This is a genomic window from Archaeoglobus sp. UBA230 (assembly GCA_002507545.1).
In the GTDB taxonomy this organism is placed as follows: domain Archaea; phylum Halobacteriota; class Archaeoglobi; order Archaeoglobales; family Archaeoglobaceae; genus Archaeoglobus.
Map to the genome: position 1 here is coordinate 63,878 of DAVR01000024.1, position 18,693 is coordinate 82,570.

24 protein-coding genes, 1 tRNA gene and 1 other RNA gene are annotated in these 18,693 nt (G+C 44.5%); 18 read left to right on the forward strand and 8 right to left on the reverse strand.

All coding sequences use genetic code 11. The features are described from left to right. Positions 1-19: 19 nt before the first annotated feature. Positions 20-1,402, forward strand: coding sequence for a cobyrinate a,c-diamide synthase (locus BP688_RS06550; RefSeq protein WP_290623563.1), 1,383 nt, complete (start codon positions 20-22; stop codon positions 1,400-1,402). On the opposite strand, the gene BP688_RS06555 is transcribed toward BP688_RS06550, so the two are convergent. Beyond that, positions 1,399-1,746, reverse strand: a complete 348-nt coding sequence (locus tag BP688_RS06555; protein WP_290598100.1) for a TusE/DsrC/DsvC family sulfur relay protein — start codon at positions 1,744-1,746, stop codon at positions 1,399-1,401. The two genes, BP688_RS06550 and BP688_RS06555, sit on opposite strands and share 4 nt — an antisense overlap. Positions 1,747-1,892: 146 nt before the next feature. On the opposite strand from BP688_RS06555, the gene BP688_RS06560 reads away from it, so the two are divergent. The 4 genes from BP688_RS06560 (at position 1,893) to gatA (ending at position 4,480) form a co-directional block, all read left to right on the forward strand. After that, positions 1,893-1,965 (forward strand) — tRNA-Pro (locus tag BP688_RS06560). Between the two features lie 32 nt (positions 1,966-1,997). Next, complete coding sequence (gene aroE, locus BP688_RS06565; RefSeq protein ID WP_290623562.1) at positions 1,998-2,825, forward strand: shikimate dehydrogenase; 828 nt, start codon at positions 1,998-2,000, stop codon at positions 2,823-2,825. A gap of 9 nt (positions 2,826-2,834) precedes the next feature. Then, the gene (gene gatC / locus BP688_RS06570) at positions 2,835-3,116 is read left to right on the forward strand and encodes an Asp-tRNA(Asn)/Glu-tRNA(Gln) amidotransferase subunit GatC (RefSeq protein WP_290598102.1); all 282 of its coding nucleotides are present in this window, start codon (positions 2,835-2,837) and stop codon (positions 3,114-3,116) included. Continuing rightward, entirely contained in the window at positions 3,113-4,480 is a 1,368-nt protein-coding gene (gatA, locus tag BP688_RS06575) for an Asp-tRNA(Asn)/Glu-tRNA(Gln) amidotransferase subunit GatA (protein ID WP_290598103.1), read from the forward strand. The genes gatC and gatA overlap by 4 nt, the downstream gene beginning before the upstream one ends. On the opposite strand, the gene BP688_RS06580 is transcribed toward gatA, so the two are convergent. Beyond that, complete coding sequence (locus BP688_RS06580) at positions 4,477-4,866, reverse strand: hypothetical protein (protein ID WP_290598104.1); 390 nt, start codon at positions 4,864-4,866, stop codon at positions 4,477-4,479. The genes gatA and BP688_RS06580 overlap by 4 nt on opposite strands. After that, on the reverse strand, positions 4,863-5,141 hold the full coding sequence (locus tag BP688_RS06585) for an AF2331 family protein (RefSeq protein WP_290598105.1): 279 nt from the start codon (positions 5,139-5,141) through the stop codon (positions 4,863-4,865). The genes BP688_RS06580 and BP688_RS06585 overlap by 4 nt, the downstream gene beginning before the upstream one ends. Before the next feature lie 203 nt (positions 5,142-5,344). Here BP688_RS06585 and BP688_RS06590 point away from each other — a divergent pair, with 203 nt between their 5' ends. Beyond that, positions 5,345-5,824 (forward strand): flavodoxin family protein, encoded by a 480-nt coding sequence (locus BP688_RS06590; protein WP_290598106.1) that lies wholly within the window; start codon positions 5,345-5,347, stop codon positions 5,822-5,824. On the opposite strand, the gene BP688_RS06595 is transcribed toward BP688_RS06590, so the two are convergent. Together BP688_RS06595 and speE are read right to left on the reverse strand one after the other, a co-directional pair. Further along, a complete protein-coding gene (locus BP688_RS06595) occupies positions 5,814-6,935 on the reverse strand; it encodes an aconitase X catalytic domain-containing protein (RefSeq protein WP_290623560.1) in 1,122 nt (373 codons plus the stop codon). The two genes, BP688_RS06590 and BP688_RS06595, sit on opposite strands and share 11 nt — an antisense overlap. Next, positions 6,935-7,735: a spermidine synthase gene (gene speE, locus BP688_RS06600; RefSeq protein WP_290598108.1), complete on the reverse strand. Its 801-nt coding sequence runs from the start codon at positions 7,733-7,735 to the stop codon at positions 6,935-6,937. Before speE ends, BP688_RS06595 begins: the two co-directional genes overlap by 1 nt. 33 nt (positions 7,736-7,768) lie before the next feature. On the opposite strand from speE, the gene BP688_RS06605 reads away from it, so the two are divergent. Continuing rightward, positions 7,769-8,284: an isochorismatase family protein gene (locus BP688_RS06605; RefSeq protein WP_290598109.1), complete on the forward strand. Its 516-nt coding sequence runs from the start codon at positions 7,769-7,771 to the stop codon at positions 8,282-8,284. Here BP688_RS06605 and BP688_RS06610 read toward each other — a convergent pair. Continuing rightward, on the reverse strand, positions 8,281-9,024 hold the full coding sequence (locus BP688_RS06610) for an alpha/beta fold hydrolase (protein WP_290598110.1): 744 nt from the start codon (positions 9,022-9,024) through the stop codon (positions 8,281-8,283). The two genes, BP688_RS06605 and BP688_RS06610, sit on opposite strands and share 4 nt — an antisense overlap. A 79-nt stretch (positions 9,025-9,103) precedes the next feature. On the opposite strand from BP688_RS06610, the gene BP688_RS06615 reads away from it, so the two are divergent. Genes BP688_RS06615 through BP688_RS06635 form a run of 5 tightly spaced genes read left to right on the forward strand, consistent with a single transcriptional unit; the run spans position 9,104 to position 13,587 of the window. Continuing rightward, positions 9,104-9,859: a sulfide-dependent adenosine diphosphate thiazole synthase gene (locus tag BP688_RS06615; RefSeq protein WP_290598111.1), complete on the forward strand. Its 756-nt coding sequence runs from the start codon at positions 9,104-9,106 to the stop codon at positions 9,857-9,859. Next, positions 9,856-10,668, forward strand: coding sequence for a hypothetical protein (locus BP688_RS06620; protein ID WP_290598112.1), 813 nt, complete (start codon positions 9,856-9,858; stop codon positions 10,666-10,668). Before BP688_RS06615 ends, BP688_RS06620 begins: the two co-directional genes overlap by 4 nt. A gap of 42 nt (positions 10,669-10,710) precedes the next feature. Beyond that, entirely contained in the window at positions 10,711-12,099 is a 1,389-nt protein-coding gene (locus BP688_RS06625) for an aspartate kinase (RefSeq protein WP_290598113.1), read from the forward strand. Continuing rightward, positions 12,077-13,393 carry a DHH family phosphoesterase gene (locus BP688_RS06630; protein ID WP_290598114.1) on the forward strand — a complete coding sequence of 439 codons (1,317 nt, stop codon included), beginning with the start codon at positions 12,077-12,079 and terminating at the stop codon, positions 13,391-13,393. The genes BP688_RS06625 and BP688_RS06630 overlap by 23 nt, the downstream gene beginning before the upstream one ends. Next, a complete protein-coding gene (locus tag BP688_RS06635; protein ID WP_290598115.1) occupies positions 13,372-13,587 on the forward strand; it encodes a KEOPS complex subunit Pcc1 in 216 nt (71 codons plus the stop codon). The genes BP688_RS06630 and BP688_RS06635 overlap by 22 nt, the downstream gene beginning before the upstream one ends. On the opposite strand, the gene BP688_RS06640 is transcribed toward BP688_RS06635, so the two are convergent. Continuing rightward, positions 13,584-13,772: a hypothetical protein gene (locus BP688_RS06640; RefSeq protein WP_290598116.1), complete on the reverse strand. Its 189-nt coding sequence runs from the start codon at positions 13,770-13,772 to the stop codon at positions 13,584-13,586. The two genes, BP688_RS06635 and BP688_RS06640, sit on opposite strands and share 4 nt — an antisense overlap. A gap of 4 nt (positions 13,773-13,776) precedes the next feature. Then, entirely contained in the window at positions 13,777-14,571 is a 795-nt protein-coding gene (minD, locus tag BP688_RS06645) for a septum site-determining protein MinD (protein ID WP_290598117.1), read from the reverse strand. 120 nt (positions 14,572-14,691) lie between these two features. Here minD and rnpB point away from each other — a divergent pair. From rnpB to dapA, 6 genes are all read left to right on the forward strand, one after another. Continuing rightward, positions 14,692-14,928: RNase P RNA component (gene rnpB, locus BP688_RS06650), an RNA gene on the forward strand. A 48-nt stretch (positions 14,929-14,976) separates the two neighbouring features. Beyond that, a complete protein-coding gene (locus tag BP688_RS06655) occupies positions 14,977-15,906 on the forward strand; it encodes a MetQ/NlpA family ABC transporter substrate-binding protein (protein WP_290598118.1) in 930 nt (309 codons plus the stop codon). Then, on the forward strand, positions 15,903-16,640 hold the full coding sequence (locus tag BP688_RS06660; RefSeq protein WP_290598119.1) for an ABC transporter ATP-binding protein: 738 nt from the start codon (positions 15,903-15,905) through the stop codon (positions 16,638-16,640). Before BP688_RS06655 ends, BP688_RS06660 begins: the two co-directional genes overlap by 4 nt. Beyond that, a complete protein-coding gene (locus BP688_RS06665; RefSeq protein ID WP_290598120.1) occupies positions 16,598-17,341 on the forward strand; it encodes an ABC transporter permease in 744 nt (247 codons plus the stop codon). The genes BP688_RS06660 and BP688_RS06665 overlap by 43 nt, the downstream gene beginning before the upstream one ends. A 279-nt stretch (positions 17,342-17,620) precedes the next feature. Continuing rightward, positions 17,621-17,818, forward strand: coding sequence for a 30S ribosomal protein S17e (locus BP688_RS06670; RefSeq protein WP_290598121.1), 198 nt, complete (start codon positions 17,621-17,623; stop codon positions 17,816-17,818). Then, positions 17,811-18,677, forward strand: a complete 867-nt coding sequence (gene dapA / locus BP688_RS06675) for a 4-hydroxy-tetrahydrodipicolinate synthase (protein WP_290623558.1) — start codon at positions 17,811-17,813, stop codon at positions 18,675-18,677. Before BP688_RS06670 ends, dapA begins: the two co-directional genes overlap by 8 nt. Positions 18,678-18,693: the final 16 nt, after the last annotated feature.

An 18,693-nucleotide genomic window follows, 5' to 3' on the forward strand; every position in this document is an offset into this window, starting at 1 on the left:
TAAACTGTAAATTCCACTGATGGATATTCCGAGGATTGTTATAGCTGGCACGAGCAGCAAAGTTGGGAAGACGATGGTTTCCATCGGTCTAATGAGGGCTCTGGTAAACAGGGGCTATGTTGTGCAGCCCTACAAAGTAGGTCCGGATTTTATTGACCCCGGTTTTCATCATCTTGCCACTGGCAGATACTCGAGGAATCTTGACAGTTTTATGCTCAGCCAAAGCGCCATCCTCGAGACATTTGTTAGAAATTTTAGAGGTGCAGATATTGCGGTTATTGAGGGCAAGACAGGTTTGTATGATTCTTCGGATGCTGTAAGTGAGAAGGGAAGCGTTGCAGAGGTTAGTAAAATTTTGAGAGCTCCAGTAATCCTTGTAGCAAATGTTGAAAGGTTGAACAGAACCTCTGCGGCGATAGTTCTTGGCTACAAGGTCTTTGACCCTGAGGTAGACTTGAGGGGGGCGATACTTAACAGAGTTGGAAGCGAGAGGCATGCGAACAAAGTCCGGACTGCTGTCGAGAAGCTTGCAAAGGTTAAGGTATATGGAGTAATTCCAAGAAAAGATGTTAGAATGCCTTACAGGCATCTTGGGCTGGTTACTGCATACGAAAGAGGAGATATTGACGAACTCATAGACAATGTGGCCAGTATAATTGAGGAGTGTGTTGACATTGATGCGATCGTTGAACTTGCGAATAACGCTCCACCCATTGACGCGTTTGCCTACGATGAGAGAGAAAGGGGCAAAGAAGATGGAGAGAGAGACCTCAAGATAGGGATACTGAGAGACGAAGTTTTCTCCTTCTACTATCAGGATAATCTGGATGAACTTTCGAAGTACGCTGATCTTGTTTTTATTGACGCATTGCGGGACAGAAAGCTTCCAGATGTTGATGCGCTCTACATCGGCGGTGGATTTCCAGAAGTATTTGCCGATAAGCTTGAAGGGAACAAAAAGTTGAGAGAGAACATATACGAATTTTGCGATTCTGGAAAGCCCGTTTATGCAGAATGTGGTGGACTCATGTATTTGGGAGAGAGTATTGACACTGGAGAAAGTGAATATGAAATGGTTGGTTTTCTACCCCTGAAAACAGTTATGTTCAAGAAGTTTCAGGCTCAGGGCTACTCCATTTACCGGGCAGTGAAAAGCTGTCCGATAGCGAAAAGAAATCAGAACATTACTGGGCACGAGTTTCACTACTCAAAGGCAGTTTTAACCGGAAAGGCAGAATTTGCATTTTCCGTGAAAAGGGGTTTTGGAATTGACGGAAGGAGAGACGGGATTATGGTAAAAAACGTTCTTGGAAATTACATACATGTTCACTTTCTATCTGACAGAAGCATTGCAAGAAGATTCGTTGAGCAGGCAAAAAAATCGAGAAAAATAAATGATTAGACACAGCCAGTAGGCTTTGGCAATCCGGCAATTCTACAGGCATCCTTTGCAGGACCCTGTGGGAAGAGCTTGTAGATATACTGAAGGTTGCAGTCGGGTTTCACTTCCTTCTTGCACTGTTTGACAAGCATTCTTACTGGCGGAGCAACACCGTATTTGATGAAGTAGTCCCTGAGATATTTTATTATCTTCCAGTGCTCCTCAGTCAGTTCAATAGGTTGCGGGCTGAATCTTGTATCTTTGGCCAAAGCCTCTGCAACCTCCTCATCCCACTCTTCCCAATCCTGCAGAAAACCGTCCTCGTCAAGTCTGAGCTTTTTTCCTTTAACTTCTAAATCTGGCATTACGTCACCTCCGTCTCACTGTCGTTTTCTACCTACGCATAAATAATTTACGGTATTTATCCACTCTACTTTCGAATCTATTGAAATTAAATGTTTTGTCATTTCAGCAAAAGTCTTTAAATACGTGCCTTGAATCTAAGACTGCTGGGGCCGTGGGGTAGCCTGGTAGCCTCTCGGCCTGGGGCGCCGGTGACCCGAGTTCAAATCTCGGCGGCCCCACATGTTTTTATCCTGAAACTTCAACAATCTCAATGATGTATCTCGGAGTTGTGGGCTACCCCATCAAACATTCCGTATCGCCAGCAATGCACAATGCGGCTTTGAAAAGGGCAGGAATCGAAGGGATTTACCTTGCCTTTGAAGTAAAGCCAGAAATGCTTGAAAAGGCAGTTATAGGAGCAAAGGCTCTTGGTTTTACCGGGTTGAATGTTACTATTCCCTTTAAAGAAGAGGTTGCGAAGTTTGTCAGACTTGAAGGTCACGCTGCAAAACTCAAAGCTGTGAACACGGTCAACCTGAGAAACATGGTGGGATACAATACGGACGTTTATGGCGTCAAAGCATCTTTTTCCGAGGTTGATGTTGATGGAAAAGTGGCCCTTGTGGTTGGCGCAGGTGGTGCTGGAAAGGCCGCTTCCCTTGCATTGATGGAGCTTGGAGCAACGGTTGTTTTGACAAACAGAACCGAATCCCGAGGATTAGAGACAGTTGAAATGCTCAGAAAGTATGGAGACTGTATGTTTCACCTCTACACCAGAGTTAAAGAGCTGAAGGGCAAAATTGACATCCTCGTAAATGCCACGCCAATTGGAATGAAGGGTTTTGATCAAAGGCTGCCCGTGCCCGAGGAAATTCTGCAGCCGGGCATGGTTGTGTTCGATACCGTATACAACCCCCTCGAAACCCCCCTCATCATGAAGGCGAAAAAAGTGGGCTGCAGGGTGATTTATGGCATAGAAATGCTCGTCCACCAGGGGGCTAAGGCCTTTGAAATTTGGACTGGTGTTAGGCCTGATGTGAACGTGATGAGGAAAGCAGCATTGGAGGCATTGAAAAAACAATTTATTACCCAACCTTGAGTGGTTCTCATGGTATCTGTCGAGGAGGTTTACCATACCGCAGAACTTGCAAAAATTGAAATTTCTGGGGAAGAGGCCGAAAAATTCCGCAAGGAGTTTGAGAGCATTCTGGATTACTTCAACATTCTCGATGAGGTTGAAGAGGATGTTGAACCCACATTTCAGGTTTTACCTCTAAGAAACGTTTTTAGAGAGGATAAACCGGGCGAATGTTTGAGTCAGGATGAGGCACTGAAAAATGCAACCCACAAGGAGGAGGGATACTTCAAAGGGCCGAGGGTGGTTGAGTGAAGATTGCCGAATGGAAGGAGAAGGTTGAGAATCACGGATGTTACGATGCAGTTGCAGAGATGCTGGATAGGATAGAGAAGAGCAAACTGAACGCATACATCACCGTCTGCAGGGATCAAGCCCTCAGGATGGCTGAGAAATACGACAGGGGAGAGCTGAATGGGAGACTTGCTGGTGTGCCAGTAGCGGTTAAGGACAACATTTCAACCAAGGATGTTTTGACGACCTGTGCTTCAAAGATACTGAGCAACTACAGACCGGTTTTTGATGCTCATGTTGTCGAGAGATTGAAGCATGAGGGAGCCATAATAATTGGCAAGGCCAACATGGACGAATTTGCAATGGGGACTACCACAGAAACGAGCTATTACGGAGTAGTCAGAAACCCTTACGACCTCGAAAGGGTTGCGGGTGGAAGCAGTGGAGGGAGTGGAGCGGTGGTAGCTGCTGATGAAGCAGTTTTATCACTCGGAAGCGATACAGGTGGGAGCATAAGGTGTCCTGCGAGCTTCTGTGGAGTTTACGGTTTGAAACCAACTTACGGTTTGGTTTCGAGGTATGGCTTGATCCCTTACGCCAATTCGCTGGAGCAGATAGGGCCGATGGCGGACTGTATCGAAGACCTCGCTCTGCTACTTGAAGTGATTGCAGGTAAGGATGTGAGAGATTCAACAAATGCGGGAAGAGAGTTTAGATTCGTTCCAGATGAGAAGAGGTTGAAGGTTGGTATTGTGAAGGAAATGGGTGGCAACGATGAGGTCATGGGCAGATTTAATGAGGTTGTTGAGGTCATAAAGCAGCACCACGAGGTCGGGGAGGTGAGCATGCCCTCCTTCAAGTATGCTTTGGCTGCATACTACATCATCGCCATGAGCGAGGCATCATCCAACCTTGCGAGATACGATGGTGTGAGATACGGCTTCGCTCTGGAAAAGCTCGACTCTTGGAGAAGATACTTCAGCAAGGTTAGAGCAGAGGGATTTGGTGAGGAGGTCAAGAGGAGAATAATGCTTGGCAGCTACGCTTTGTCTGCCGGATACTACGGCAAGTATTATTTGAAGGCTCAGAAGGTGAGAACGCTTGTGATAAGGGACTTCAGAAGAGCCTTTGAGCAATATGATGTCCTGATCTCCCCAACAATGCCAGCGCTGCCCTTCAAGATTGGCGAGCTTGCTGACCCCCTCACAATGTACAAGGCCGATGTCAACACTGTGCCAATAAACCTCGCAGGATTGCCAGCTCTAAGCGTTCCAGTTGGGTTTGTGAAAAAGCTGCCCGTAGGATTGCAGGTGATAGGCAACTACTTCTCAGAAAACACGCTGCTTAATTTCGGGAAGCAGGTATCAGAGTTGTGGAGTGGCTAAAGATACCCAAATTCTGCCAAGTAATAGTGCAGCTCCGTCAAAAATTCGTTAAGAGAGTGGAAAGGGACGATTATACAGCCCTCGTGGAACCTGACGCTGTCGTCTATAAATGAAACAATAACTGGCACGACTTCCTTTCCCGTAAGGACAGAGAAACGCTCACATCTCTTCTTGTGCTTTTCCGCCTCCTTTCTCAGCTGAGATGCTCTATATCGGGATGCAGAGTAAAGCTTTGCGTCAAAGCAAAGGATTAATCCGTATCTCTCGGCAACAACATCAATCTCACCCCTTCCCCCCTCATCCTTGAAAACGTGTCTGAAGCTCGTCTTAAATCCATGAGCCTCGCAGACTTTCCTTACCTCCTCCTCGAACTCCTGCCACCTCATCTTACTGCCTTAACCCCAGCTTCGCTGAGCATATCCTTATCTACGAAGACAACAACATATTTCATCAACTCGTCAATTTCGTCCTCATCTGCATTAAATATGTCTGTAGGGATCGCGAACTCCGTGAAGCAGTATTCCTTCTCCCCAACCATTGACTCAGTCTTTTCCACTCTGAAATCCGTGATGTCGCTGGAAACCACAATAACAACATCCTCATCCAGATGTCCCTCCAGAAACTTCAGGAAGCTCTCCCTGCTAAACACGTAGGCGGGCATAGTATAAGTTGGGAGGGAGGGTAAATAATTTTTTGAATGTCATACCTACAAAACAAAATCCCTCAGGAGTTATTATTCATGATACCAAAAAATATTCATGATACCAAAAAAACTTGTTTTGCAAACCTCTGCGGCAGACACTACACAGCTTCAACAGTTACTTCCAACCATAAGTTAAATTTTACCAACCCCTAATTAGACCAATGACGAAGATTAAGGTAAACGTCACATACAAAAACGTGAACATATACTTCTTCACTTACACCGGGAACAGCAGGAAGATTGCGGAAATCGTAGCGAGTAGGTTAAACACCAAGCCGAGGGAAATTAGGACTTACGAATTTCCTTACCCTATCTGGCTTATACTATCTTTCATCCCCTATTTGGGGGTTAAAATAGACGTGGACAAACCTGATGAAAGTGGAATCATTCTGTGCTTCCCGAAGTGGACCTTCAACTGCCCCCCAATTACAACCTTCCTAAAAAAGTTCGCCAGAGGCAAGGAAATCCTTATGATAATCTGTTACGGTGGTTTCGACGAGAGAAGATACGCAGAGTTTTACAGAAACTTTGCCCTGAAATGTGGGGCGGTTAAGGCAGAATGTCTGCTAATTAAGCGTAGAAAGCTAAAGGAAAATTCAGTAGAGGTCGAAAAAGAGGTTGAAGGGTGGCTTAACCTTTAACGGCCTCCTCCACACATCTTTTCAGGTTACCAAACGCCACATTGACTTTTCTCATTGATGGCAGATAGTTGAAGGCTTTGCCCGAGTTCACCATGACACACTCAAATCTCTGTGTTGCAGGAGAGACCACCATACACGTGTCGTTGAAAACCTTCACACCCAGAGTTTCAAGCTTCTTAACAACATCCCTCTTCTCGGAAAAAACTTTACGTGAAGTGAATATCCAAAATTCTTTTTTAACCTTCCTCCCATCCAGTAGCTTAAGAATTGTTTCTAATTCCTGGCCAGAGGTGTGGGGACAGCCAATTGTGATTAAATCCGGTTCACATTCAGCTTTAAGCTCTCCGGAAATCTCAATCTTCTCCGAAGGTTTCTCAAAATCCTCCCATTCCGGCGTGATTCCTTCAGCATGAAACATCACAGTGTTGCCGGATGCAGCAAGTGCAGCTCCTAACAGCTTGAGTTCCCACTCTTCCACCTCTCTCTCGAAAACAAAGTAGGGAATCTCATCTTTAAGCTCTTTTCCTCCAATATATCCCGCTGCTGCGAGATTACCCTTGATTTTAACTGTAATCGTCGGAGCTCTGTTCTCCTTTATGTGCAGCCCGTAGTAGGGTGTTTTTCCGATTATCGCTGCAGCTAATGCACAAGGCCCGCATTCTCTGTTCGTTCTCGCGCCTATAATGGAATTGGCATAAACTATGGCGGAACTCTCAGCCCATGCTATGTGTTCTCCAAATTTCGGCCTTGAAAGGTAGTAGGGTGTGCAAGTCAAAACAATCTCCACCCCAAGTTTTTCGAAGACCTCCAATACCTTCATCTGATTCTCGTAAAAATCCTCGCTTATACCCATCTCCCTCCATCTTTTCAAATCCATTCCGGCTGGATTAAGAGTGGTCGGAACTCTAACTCTTCCATCCAGTGATTCGAGCCACTCTAAACCCGCATCACCGATATTGTCATAGCTAACACCAGAAATATGTGCAGAGGTTATTTCAACCAGCCTTTCAGCGTCATTAGTCTCTCCTACTGCAACAAGAATCTCCATACACTTTCTGATGGTTTCATTCTCACTGTTAAGCATCCTCTCCTCCTCTTTTGTCAAATACATCACTCCACCTCCTTTTTGAGCCATTCGGGTAGAGCAAAGGCTGCTCTATGAACTTCGGGATTGTAGTGCTTAGTTTTACCCCTAAGTCTCTCGAATCTCTCTTCTAACCTATCAAAGTCAAAATTTCCGGCGATTATGAAGCTCCACAGTGCAAGCGGATAGGTGGGGATGCAGGAAGTGTAAACTCTCCTCTTCTCAAAAACCCTCGAATTTTCGATTAGTATTTTGAAGTACTCCTTTTGGACCAGAGGGGACTGGGACTGGCAGCAAAATACGTCACATTTCTTGGCAGCAAATTCGAAGAATTCTTTATCGAAGAGCGTGTCACTTACACCAACCGGATCGGTGCTGTCCACAATAACAACATCAAATCTTTCACAATTTGCGAGAAATTCTTTGCCGTCGGAAATCACAACCTCAACCCTTTCATCATCAAAAGCCCTCTCGTCAATTCCAACATACTTCCTGCAGAGGTCTATTACGTTTCTGTCTATGTCCACCAAAACAGCTCTGTCAACATCATGCTTCAGAACTTCCCTCAAAGCTCCACCATCTCCCCCTCCAATTATCGCCACCTTTTTCGGGTGAGTATGGGAAAGCATGGGAACGTGAACGAGCATTTCATGATAAATTGCTTCATCAAACTCGGTAAGCTGAATCTTACCATCTATTACAAGCATCTTTCCGAAGGACTCAGTTTCATAAATCTCAATTTTCTGAACCCCACTTACCTCGTAAATCTTCCTGCGGACTTTAATGGTCAATCCGCATCCATTGTAATACTCAACAAACCAATCCATAAGCTAATAAAGAGGCTGTGGAATTATAAAGGTATGGCTCTGGTGGTTGTAGACTTCCAAGAAAAACTCGCTCCGCACATCGAAGGAATTGATGACATCCTGAAAAGTGTAGTTAAGCTAATAAAAGCTTTGAAGGTGCTAAAAATCCCCGTTCTGGTTACAGAGCAGATAAAACTCGGAAAAACTGTTGATGTCGTGGCAGATGTAGTAGAGAGCAAAGCAATCGAGAAAACGACCTTTAGCTGCTTCAAAAACAGGGAATTTAGAGGGAGGCTGGAAGGTCTCAACACGGACAGGGTAATTCTTGCTGGAATAGAGGCACATATATGCGTTCTTCAGACAGCAATTGAGCTGAAAAAGGCAGGATATGAGGTTTATGTTGCAGCAGATTGCATAGGATCGAGGAGGAGCTATGACAAAGACATTGCTATTATGAGGATGCAGAGTGAAGGAATAAGGCTCACAACGTCAGAGAGCATAATCTACGAAATCACGGAGAGCGCTGAACATCCAGCCTTCAAAGAAATTCTGGAGATTGTGAAAGGTTAAAATTTCTTTAAAAACTCCTTAACTGCCCTGTTAAACTCTTCAGGTTTTTCGAGCATTACCATGTGCCCGGCTTCTGGTATAACCACCATCTCGGAATTCGGTATATGTTGCTTTAAAAATTCCGAGTATTTTACTGGTGTCAGCATATCCTTCTCCCCAACAATTATCAGCGTGGGAACGTCAATCTTAATTTCTCCACCTCTGTATTTCTCCAGAAGGTCAAACCTGTTGCAGAGAGACAGGTCTTTCAGAAGAATGGTAGCTCTCTCCGCAAACAGCTTTGAAAACTCATCTGCAAGCTTTTCATCTGAAAAAGCGTATCTCGATGTCATCTTTGCGGTTTCTTCAGGTTTCTCCTTCAATCCTTCGAGAATTTGTGGCAGAACTCTAAGTCTGACACCTGTTCCAACCAAAATCAGACCTTTTACGACCTTAGGATGGTTCAAATACACCTTTTGGGCTACCGCCCCTCCAAGGCTGTGTCCAACAACAATAGCTTCACCCAGTATTTTCTTTATGGCCTTTGCAACGAAATATGCGTAGTCATCAATATCCCTTATCTCAGCCTTGCAACTCTCCCCATGATTTGGCATATCCACAGCGTATCCGCCTATGTCTGAAAGCTGACTCTCCCACAAAGTTGCGTCACAACCCGAACCATGGATATAGACAATATCCACATCCTTTCCTTTAAGAAAAGACAGCTTGACAGCATCTACATCCACTTCAACCCTTTCCATACAACAAGTTTATTTTACAGGATATAAAATTTAGGATTTGCCGGCGAAAATTATTAAACAACGTTGCATTAAAGCCAGCATGGAGGCTGAAATTACACGGGCGATAATTGAGAGTGCATCTGAAGAGTGGGTCGAACTTGCTGAATCCGACGTAATAGTTGTTGGAGCTGGTCCCTCAGGATTAACTGCTGCAAAATACATAGCAGAGAAGGGGTTCAAAACACTCGTCCTCGAAAGAAGACTGAGCTTTGGTGGCGGTATAGGTGGAGGAGGTATGCTCTTTCACAAGATTGTAGCTGAAGAAGAGGCAAAAGAAGTTCTCGATGACTTCGATATAAAATATAAAGTCCGCAGAAATCTTCTTGTTATTGATGCAGCCGAAATGATGGCCAAGCTTGCTGCCAAAGCCATAGACAGCGGGGCGAAAATCATCCACGGTGTGTCGGTTGAGGACGTGATTTTCAGGGAGAATCCGCTTGCTGTAAAAGGTGTTTGCATTCAGTGGAGCGCCGTTGAAATTTCCGGCTTGCATGTTGACCCCATCTTCTTAAGAAGTGGAGCGGTTGTTGATGCCACCGGGCACGATGCAGAGGTGATATCTGTAGCTGCGAGGAAGATACCTCTTGATATCCCGGTTGTTGGAGAGAGATCAGCATATTCTGAGGTTGCAGAGAAGGAGATAGTGGAAAAGACGGGCAAAGTTGTGAAGGGTCTTTATGCTGCTGGTATGGCAGTAGCTGCAGTCCACAACCTACCCAGGATGGGGCCGATATTCGGCGGTATGCTCATGAGTGGAAAGAAGATCGCGGAAATAGTTGCTGAAGACCTCTCATGAAGGTGGTCTTAACCTCTCACAGAGTTGAGAACCTTTCTTTTATTAAAAAAGAGTTCGAAAAGGCCAGCATAATCATACTGGAGGAGCCAAAAAATGATTTGTTCCACGATGTTATTGAGGGGAAACTGGAGATAGAGGAATATGTGAGAAGGCTGGACACTCCATTCCCAATTTACACAAAAAAGCTCGTGGAGATGCTGAGGAATTTGAAAGGCAAAGAGATTTTACAGGTTGAACCTTATCTCGAAGAGGTAGAGAAGCTCAGAACTTTCAATTCTGGGGATGAGCGAGTTAGAGAGATGGAAAGGAAAGTCAACATGGCTTACATTGATTATACTGAGTCCTTTCTAAAATCCGACTTTGACGAGGTTGTTGAGAAGGTTATAAGGTTTGCACAGGCTGACGCGGAGAGGTTTATAATGAGAGACAGAATGAGGGCTGATGCAATCGAACCAGCAGATAATCAGGTTATTGAGGCTGGATTAATGCACAGGAAGCTCGCTGAATTTCTCGACGCTGAAGTTGTGAATATTCCGGAGATGATAGCAGAGAAGATTGGAGCAAAATATCTTGAAAGTCCGGGTAATATACTTACACAGGCCTTTATAAATGGTGAGGAATGCGACTTCAATTTACTTGCAGCGAGAAATCTCGTTTTTGTAACTCTCCTTGAAAAAAAGGAGATGACGCCTGATTTTGAGGGTGATTTTCCCCACTTCATCCACGAGCAGAAACTCGTGAGGTTTGTGAACAAGCTTGATTACGAGAAATGTAGGAAAGTCTTCACCAAATTCTGGAGTCACAAATAAGCTCAGCAAGGTTTATATTTCCTGCCAAAATCAGGCAGAAAGATGAGAATCGTAATGAAATTTGGAGGAGTCAGCGTAAAGGACGGTAAGAACATACTTCATTGCGCTAATCTTGTTAAAAAGTTCTCAGAAGGTAACGAGATTGTTGTAGTGGTATCAGCGATGTCTGGTGTTACTGATTCGCTCATAAAGGCTGCAAACAAGTGCTGTTCAGAGCCATCAGCAGGATACATAAAGATGTTCATCGCTGAGATGATGAAAAAGCATTACGAAGCAATCGAATACGCAGTGAGAAATGAAGAGGTTAAAGCAAAAGTCATTTCAGCCACTGAACGTCTTCTGGACGAGCTTGAAAAGGTTTTGCTTGGAATAAGCTATCTTGGAGAGCTTACAAGGAGGAGCGAAGATTACATAGTTTCTTTCGGAGAGAGATTGCTGGCTCCGATATTCTCAGCCACACTTCTTTCAATCGGTGTTGATTCTGTCGCTTTAACAGGCGGTGATGCGGGCATTCTGACAGACAAGAACTATGGAAGAGCAAAGCCAATTCCGGGTGTTTACAATACGATAAAGAGTAGGCTCGAACCTCTGTTAACCATAAAAAAGACAGTTCCCGTTGTCACAGGATTCATTGGAGCAACTGATGACGGAAACATAACGACACTTGGAAGAGGGGGGAGTGATTTCACAGCAACGATTTTAGCTGCGGCATTAGATGCAGATGAAGTCTGGCTTTGGAAGGAAGTTGATGGGATTATGACCTGCGATCCCAAGTATGTTCCCAACGCCAAAGTTATTCCTGAGATATCATACCAGGAGGCGATGGAGCTTTCGCATTTCGGAGCTAAAATCCTGCATCCGAGAGCTTTAGAGCCAGTAATGAGAAAAAATATACCGGTTAGAATCAAGAACACATTTAATCCCGACTCACCTGGCACCGTGATCGGAAGCAGAACTGAAGAAACAACAGACATAGTAAAGGCACTTAGCCTGATAACCAATGCAGGCATCGTAAACGTGAGCGGAGCAGGATTTGATTTTGCAGAGATAATGTCTGAGGTTTTCAGAAGGCTTGCCGACGAGAAAGTAAATGTAATCATGGTCGCTCAGAGTTCTTCGGAACTAAATCTATCCATTGTAGTTGACAGTAGAGACCTTGACAAGGCATACAAAACTCTAAAGAAACTTGAGAATGGGAATATAAAGGTTGACAAGTTATTAGATATAGCAGTGATAAGCGCTGTTGGATCAGGCATGGCTGGGACACCCGGTGTTGCGGGCAAGATATTCTCTGCACTTGGAAGAAACAAGATAAATGTTATAATGATAAGCCAGAGTTGTTCTGAATTTAACGTTTCATTTGTTGTGGATAACAAGGATGGAGTAAGTGCTGTGAGAGTTGTTCACGATGAGTTCAAACTCGGGGATTAGTCTGCTCAGAGAAAGGGCGAGAAAAGCAGCCGATCTTGTTGAAAGGCACGATTTCATCAGAGTATACACTCATCACGATGCAGATGGAATATCCGCAGGAGCGATTATCGCCAAAGCGCTTCTCAGGGCAGGAAAGAATTTCCAGATTTCTTTTTTAAAAGGTTTGAATGAAAGTTTTGATTACGAAAAAGGCGATTTACTGCTTTTTGCCGATATGGGGAGTGGTTATGCTGACCTAATGTCTGAAGTTGACACCGACCTTGTAATTCTCGACCACCACACTCCAAGCGGGGAAATTAATCCCAAGAGAAATCTTGCTCATGTCAATCCTCATCTTGTGGGTATGGATGGAACTTACGAACTTTCAGCAAGTGGTGTGTCCTATCTGTTTGCAACCGAACTTGGCAGAAACAGGGATTTGGCTTCGATGGCTGTTGTCGGCATGCTCGGTGACAAGCAGAAAATAGTTGGCGGCAATGCAGAGATCATCAAGGAGGGGATTGAGGCTGGAGTAATTGCGGAGAGGAAGGGGATAGCGCTGCATTCGGGTAAGCTCAGGGATTCTTTACTTAAAAGTCTTGAACCCTACCTTGATTTTTATGGTAAAAAGGAAGAACTTGAGGAATTCCTTAGAAAAGCCAAGCTCGATGGAGACAAAGATGTTGACGATTTAAGTGATGACGAGGTTAGAAGGCTCTCGGATGCAGTTGTTTTGAGGCTACTTCAAATGAAAGCATACACTGGCGTCTTTGAACATATTATCGGCAAACAGTTTATTTTGAAAAATATACTTGTAAAGAACTCGGTAATGTTAACAGACATTGTCAATTCATGCGGAAGGGCTGGAGTGATGAGTTTGGCTCTGTCACTGCTACTCGGAGACGTTGACTCGCTAAACAGGGCCTTGAAAATTAACGAAGATTATGTCATCCAGCTTCTTGAGGAACTCAAAAAGAGAAGGAACGAAATCAGAGAGGGGTTCTGCATCCGATACCTTGTCATGGAGAACGGTCTTTCGGCCAGTCCCATAGCAACAACCTTCTCCCGCTACCTTATGGCCGATAAACCGCTTGTAGTGATTAACATTAAAAATGAGCACGCCAAAGTTTCGGCGAGAACAAATGAGAATTTAGCAAAGAGGGTTGATCTTGCTGAGGTCATGAAAGTTGCAGCAGAGAAGGTCGGGGGAAGGGGAGGAGGGCACAGAGTTGCTGCAGGCGCCAACATATCTGCAGAGAAAGTTGATGAGTTTCTAAAGGAGGTAGATAGACTTTGCTGTGCCATGCTCGCTTAGAAATCGAAATAGATTGTGCAGAAAGAATTGTAGAAGCGCTGAAGCCCGATGATCCTGAGTGGTGCAGATGTTACGCTGAAAACGAAAAAATAATCATAGTTGTTGAAGTAAAAAAGCTCGGAACCCTTCTTTCAGCACTTGATGACTATCTCATGAACATAAAGATGTGTGAAAAAATACTGGAAGCTCTTTAAATTTCACCCTTCATCCTCTCCAGTCTCGCCCTTATCTGTGACAGTTCGTCCTTTGTCACGCTTACTCTTGCACCTACTTCTCTCAATTCTCTGTTTAGTGCTCTCACTTTTTTTAGCAGCACTAAATTCAAAACTATGCTTATCAAAAGAAGTACTATCAGAAGGTATTCAACTACGCTCTCCATCAGATCACCTTCGTCTCCTGAAGATTTTTAACATCTTCGCTAATGCACCCTCTTTTTTCTTTTCTCTTGCCTCGATAGCAACCTCTTTCTTTTTACCCCCTACAATGCGTTCAGCAAGTTCCATAATTGCTTTTGCAGCTGGAGAATTGGGTGATCTCAAAACAACTGGTTTTCCAAATGCTGCAGCCTTTCTAACCTCTGGATCGTCGGGAATCATTGCAATAACTTTCGCTTCGAGAATTGCCTCAATCTCGTTTTTAGCCATTTCAATACCCAAAGTCGTAATTCTGTTGACAACCACACCAAGTATCTTCGTTCCAAGCCTCTCTGCAACTATCTTGGTTTTAAGACCATCAGTAATTGAGGCAATTTCAGGATTGACAACCAGAATTAGCTCCTGAGCTGCTGCAATTGCTATAACGGCGCTTCTTTCAAGTCCAGCTGGAGCATCAAGGATAAGAATATCGGTACTTTCCATGATCTGAGTTAAAACATCTTCAAGCTTTTCAGGGTTAGCCTTTCTCAAACCTTCAAGACTGACACCAGCGGGAACAACCTTAACCCCACCTGGCCCAACATAAATAGCCTCATCAATCCTTGCCTCCCCAGCCAGAACATTTTGCAGCGTTATCGGCAGACCCTCCATACCCATGATGAGTTCAAGATTTGCCATCGCAATGTCCGCATCAACAATAGTGACATCATACCCAAGTTGAGAGAGAGCAACACCCAGATTTGCAGATATTGTAGTTTTTCCCGTTCCTCCTTTTCCAGATGCTACTGTAATTGTTCTAACCATCGTATCTCCTCCAGCTTATCTCCTAATACTCATTATGAACTTCCCATATTTAAACATTTTCAAGTTTTTAGCTAAAGCTTGGATAAGGCTTTAATAAGCGTTGATATTATTTAATATCGGGAGCGGCGGTGGGCGGCTGACCGAAAGGAGGAAAGTCCCCCCACCCGTAATGGCGGAAAGTCCCCGAGAGGGGGTGGAGGAGGCACAGAAACGATACCGGAATGGGGAAATGCGATGAATCCGAGAGGATGAGGTCACCCATTTCCGGATGAAACGAGCTCCTCCCCGCCGGGTGCAAGGCCTTGAGCCGCTCAGACTAATGCCGCCGGAACAGAAGGGGGCTTACCACCGCCACTCCCATCTCAGTTACGCTAAAATTTTATAACTTTATGTCTTTGTCCCGGCATGAGGTCGCTGCTGCTCTGTGCTCTACTGACAGTTGCCCTTCTCGTGATGGGATGCTCTGCAGAGAAACCAGCAGAGACAAAGATCAGAATCGGAATCCTCCCTATTGAAGATTCCTTACCGATTGTTGTTGCAGGTGACGAAGGGATTTTCTCAAAGCATGGTCTTGAGGTGGAGATTATCTCCTTCAACAGCGCTCTTGAGAGGGATGCTGCCCTCATGGCTGGAGATGTTGATGCTGTTATAACCGACCCGCTTGCTGTAATTCTTCTGAGAGATAAGGAGTATGATGTTAGAATAGTCTCGATTTGTCTCGGCAAGAAACCGGATGAAGGTGTTTTTGCAATTCTGGCTGCACCCAACTCAACTATAAGCACAGTAAAGGATTTAAACGGAAAGGAGATTGCAATTTCAAGCAATACAATTATAGAGTATATAACAGACGTTATGCTGTCTAAATACAACATAAGTTATAAGAAGGTCGAAATAAAACAGATACCCGTAAGACTTAGGACGTTGCTTGACGGGAAGGTTGATGCCGCTACGCTGCCAGAACCTCTTGCGAGTTATGCCATGAGTCAGGGTGCAAAGCTGATTCTCAGTGATGCAATGATGAATGAGAGCCTAACTCAGACTGTAATTGTCTTCAGAGGAGATTTCGTTGACGATCATAAGGATGAAGTCAAGAAATTCCTCGAATCATATAGAGAAGCAGTGAAAAAAATTAATTCGGAAAAAGACAGATACAGAGAGAAATTCATTGAAGTTGCAAGAGTTCCCGAGAACATAGCAAACAGCTATCCCATGCCGGAGTATCCTGAGCCTGAAAAGTTCCCTATAAATTTCTATCAGAGATACCTCGACTGGGCAACGAAGAAGAGCCTGATAAGTAAGGAAGTGGCCTATGAGGAAGCTGTGGCAGATATATGATTTCAGTTAGGAACGTATCAAAATCCTACGGCGATGTGAGAGCCTTAGAGGACGTAAGTCTTGAAGTTGAGAGAGGTGAGAGCTGTGCAATCATCGGACCTTCTGGCTGTGGGAAGTCAACCCTTCTTTTAATCATTTCCGGACTGTTACAGCCATCCAGTGGAGAGGTTTATATTGAAAACAAAATTGTGGGTGGTCCTGTGAAGAATGCGGCCTTAATTCTGCAGGATTACGGTCTGTTCCCCTGGAAAACCGTTTACGATAACGTGGCTTTAGGTCTGAGGATCAGAGGGGTAGAAAGAGATGTGGAAAGGGAGAAAGTAGAGGGGCTTCTGGAGAAATTTGGGCTTAAGAGGTTTGATAGGTATTATCCAAAGCACTTGAGTGGTGGGATGAGACAGAGAGTTGCAATCGCGAGAGCTTTGGCTGTGGAACCAGAGATACTGTTGATGGATGAACCGCTCTCTTCTCTCGATGCATTATCAAGAGAGAAAATGCAGAATTTCCTGTTGAATCTTTGGAAGGAGACCAAGACGACAATGATTCTCGTTACTCACAGCATAGAGGAGGCTGTATTTCTGGGAAAGAAAATTGTCGTGCTAACACCAAGACCGGGAAGAGTTAAGGCCATTGTGAATAACCCGAAGGTGGGAAAAGAGGACTACAGGCAAGAAGAGGTGTATTTCGAGAAATGCAGGGAGATAAGAGAGATAATAGAGGTTGGAGCTACTTAGGAACTCTCATCATTCTTCTAATACTCTGGAAGGGTCTGTCAGTCCTGATAGCCCATCCCGCACTCCCATCTCCTGAGGTTGTCTTAGCTTCCCTAATCAACTCTGCACACGAGCTGTCGAGGCATGCTGCTGTTAGCCTGCTTAGAGTCGTTTATGCTCTCCTTCTGGCTTTCAGCCTTGCCTTTCCTGCTGGCATTCTGAGCAGAGAGGACACTGTTGACAGGCTTATCTCCCCTCTCATTTACCTCCTCTACCCGATTCCACATATCGTTCTCCTCCCCCTCTACATACTTTTATTTGGCATTGGTGACTTTTCAAGGGTTGCACTGATTGCCACAATTCTCTTCTTTCAGATTGCAGTAACAACGAGAGATGCGGCGAGGCAGGTAAGCGAGTATTACATCTATTCGATTAAATCGCTTGGAGCTTCAAAACTGGATGTTTACAGATATGTCATAATTCCGGCAGCGATGCCGAAGATAATAACTGCCCTGAGAATAAGTGTCGGCACAGCAGTAGCTGTTCTTTTCTTTGCAGAAAGCTTCGCCACAAACACCGGTCTTGGATACGTAATTCTGGACTCTTGGAGCAGGGCTGATTACGAAATAATGTATGCAGCTATAGCTGCAATGGCCTTGCTCGGCTTCTCCCTTTACATCATACTCGAAATTGCAGAGAGGAGGATTTGCAGGTGGATGTAGCCTTTTTGGAGGGCTATACTCATACATACAAATTTTTAATGTCTCTGGATATTCCATAGAAGCAAACTCAAAAAATGCCAAAAATCCACATCAGATGGTCAAACAGCAATAAGCATACAGTGTGAGACAGCAAAATACGTTAAGAAGTTCCACTCTGAGTTGCAGATTACGGCAAAAGGTTGAGGGGCTTAAGAACAAAAATGCGAAACTGACGCATGGATTTCGGGTTATGATAATAGAGTGGCAAACGTTAAATAATCTTGCTTAAGCAGTCAAATCATGGGGACGGTAAAACCTGCATATATCAAGGTTATTGCGAGAGAGTTGCTAAAGAAGTATCCAGAAGTGTTTACTGGAGATTTTGATGAGAACAAGAGACTTGTTGCCGAATTAACCAATATTCAAAGCAAGAAAGTTCGCAACAGGGTTGCAGGGTATATCACAAGGAAGGTGAACAGGGGGTTGGTCAATGTTTGAGGGCGTTATACCTGCAATGGTGACGCCATTCAGGGAAGATTTCAGTGTTGACTTTGAGGGGATAGCTAAAAATCTAGATTATCTGGAAAAACACGTAGATGCTCTGGTTCCTGCTGGAACAACTGGTGAAGCTGCAACACTAAGTTACGAAGAGCATGTTGATGTTGTGAGATACGTAGCTGAGACGTCAAAGCTTCCCGTGATAGGGGGGGCAGGGTCAAATTCCACGAGAGAGGCTATATGGCTTGCTAAAGAAGTGGAAAAGTCTGGAGCTGAAGCTGCGATGCTTGTTACACCCTATTACAACAAACCAAATCAGGAGGGGTTGTATCAGCACTATAAGACCGTGGCTTCTGAAGTTTCAATACCGGTGATAATTTACAATGTACCGAGCAGGACGGGGATCAACACAACACCTGAGCTTATTAGAAGGCTGGCAGAGATAGACAACATCGTTGGAATTAAGGAGGCAAGCGGGAACCTGAAGCAGATTTCCGAGATAATCAGAACAACACCCGATGATTTCGTCCTTCTCTCAGGAGATGACTTTCTGACTTTGCCAATACTTTGTCTTGGCGGGAAAGGTGTTATAAGCGTTGCAGCGAATGTTGCCCCACATCTGATGAAGGAAATGTACAACGCTCTTGCTGCGGGTAACCTGAAAAAAGCCGCCGAGATTCATCACAAACTTTCACCCCTCTTTGACGTGCTCTTCATTGACACAAACCCGATTCCTGTTAAGAAGGCCATGAACCTGATGGGTCTTGCAGCGGGGAGGCCAAGATTGCCACTTGTCGAGCTTTCGGAAGAAAAGACTGATAAGGTTAGGGCTGTCCTAAAAGAGCTTGAGCTTATCTAAAATTTTTAAAATCTCG

Bases quoted from the DNA above. Each gene is read 5' to 3' on its own strand.
- speE (WP_290598108.1), bottom strand. From the start codon at position 7,735: ATGGATTGGTTTGTTGAGTATTACAATGGATGCGGATTGACCATTAAA.
- gatC (WP_290598102.1), top strand. From the start codon at position 2,835: ATGGTATCTGTCGAGGAGGTTTACCATACCGCAGAACTTGCAAAAATT.
- BP688_RS06595 (WP_290623560.1), bottom strand. From the start codon at position 6,935: ATGTATTTGACAAAAGAGGAGGAGAGGATGCTTAACAGTGAGAATGAA.
- BP688_RS06665 (WP_290598120.1), top strand. From the start codon at position 16,598: ATGCAGGGAGATAAGAGAGATAATAGAGGTTGGAGCTACTTAGGAACT.
- BP688_RS06630 (WP_290598114.1), top strand. From the start codon at position 12,077: ATGAGTTCAAACTCGGGGATTAGTCTGCTCAGAGAAAGGGCGAGAAAA.
- BP688_RS06605 (WP_290598109.1), top strand. From the start codon at position 7,769: ATGGCTCTGGTGGTTGTAGACTTCCAAGAAAAACTCGCTCCGCACATC.
- BP688_RS06610 (WP_290598110.1), bottom strand. From the start codon at position 9,024: ATGGAAAGGGTTGAAGTGGATGTAGATGCTGTCAAGCTGTCTTTTCTT.
- BP688_RS06670 (WP_290598121.1), top strand. From the start codon at position 17,621: ATGGGGACGGTAAAACCTGCATATATCAAGGTTATTGCGAGAGAGTTG.
- dapA (WP_290623558.1), top strand. From the start codon at position 17,811: ATGTTTGAGGGCGTTATACCTGCAATGGTGACGCCATTCAGGGAAGAT.
- BP688_RS06625 (WP_290598113.1), top strand. From the start codon at position 10,711: ATGAGAATCGTAATGAAATTTGGAGGAGTCAGCGTAAAGGACGGTAAG.
- BP688_RS06550 (WP_290623563.1), top strand. From the start codon at position 20: ATGGATATTCCGAGGATTGTTATAGCTGGCACGAGCAGCAAAGTTGGG.
- BP688_RS06655 (WP_290598118.1), top strand. From the start codon at position 14,977: ATGAGGTCGCTGCTGCTCTGTGCTCTACTGACAGTTGCCCTTCTCGTG.
- BP688_RS06555 (WP_290598100.1), bottom strand. From the start codon at position 1,746: ATGCCAGATTTAGAAGTTAAAGGAAAAAAGCTCAGACTTGACGAGGAC.
- BP688_RS06585 (WP_290598105.1), bottom strand. From the start codon at position 5,141: ATGCCCGCCTACGTGTTTAGCAGGGAGAGCTTCCTGAAGTTTCTGGAG.
- aroE (WP_290623562.1), top strand. From the start codon at position 1,998: ATGATGTATCTCGGAGTTGTGGGCTACCCCATCAAACATTCCGTATCG.
- BP688_RS06660 (WP_290598119.1), top strand. From the start codon at position 15,903: ATGATTTCAGTTAGGAACGTATCAAAATCCTACGGCGATGTGAGAGCC.
- BP688_RS06620 (WP_290598112.1), top strand. From the start codon at position 9,856: ATGAAGGTGGTCTTAACCTCTCACAGAGTTGAGAACCTTTCTTTTATT.
- BP688_RS06580 (WP_290598104.1), bottom strand. From the start codon at position 4,866: ATGAGGTGGCAGGAGTTCGAGGAGGAGGTAAGGAAAGTCTGCGAGGCT.
- BP688_RS06640 (WP_290598116.1), bottom strand. From the start codon at position 13,772: ATGGAGAGCGTAGTTGAATACCTTCTGATAGTACTTCTTTTGATAAGC.
- BP688_RS06590 (WP_290598106.1), top strand. From the start codon at position 5,345: ATGACGAAGATTAAGGTAAACGTCACATACAAAAACGTGAACATATAC.
- minD (WP_290598117.1), bottom strand. From the start codon at position 14,571: ATGGTTAGAACAATTACAGTAGCATCTGGAAAAGGAGGAACGGGAAAA.
- BP688_RS06615 (WP_290598111.1), top strand. From the start codon at position 9,104: ATGGAGGCTGAAATTACACGGGCGATAATTGAGAGTGCATCTGAAGAG.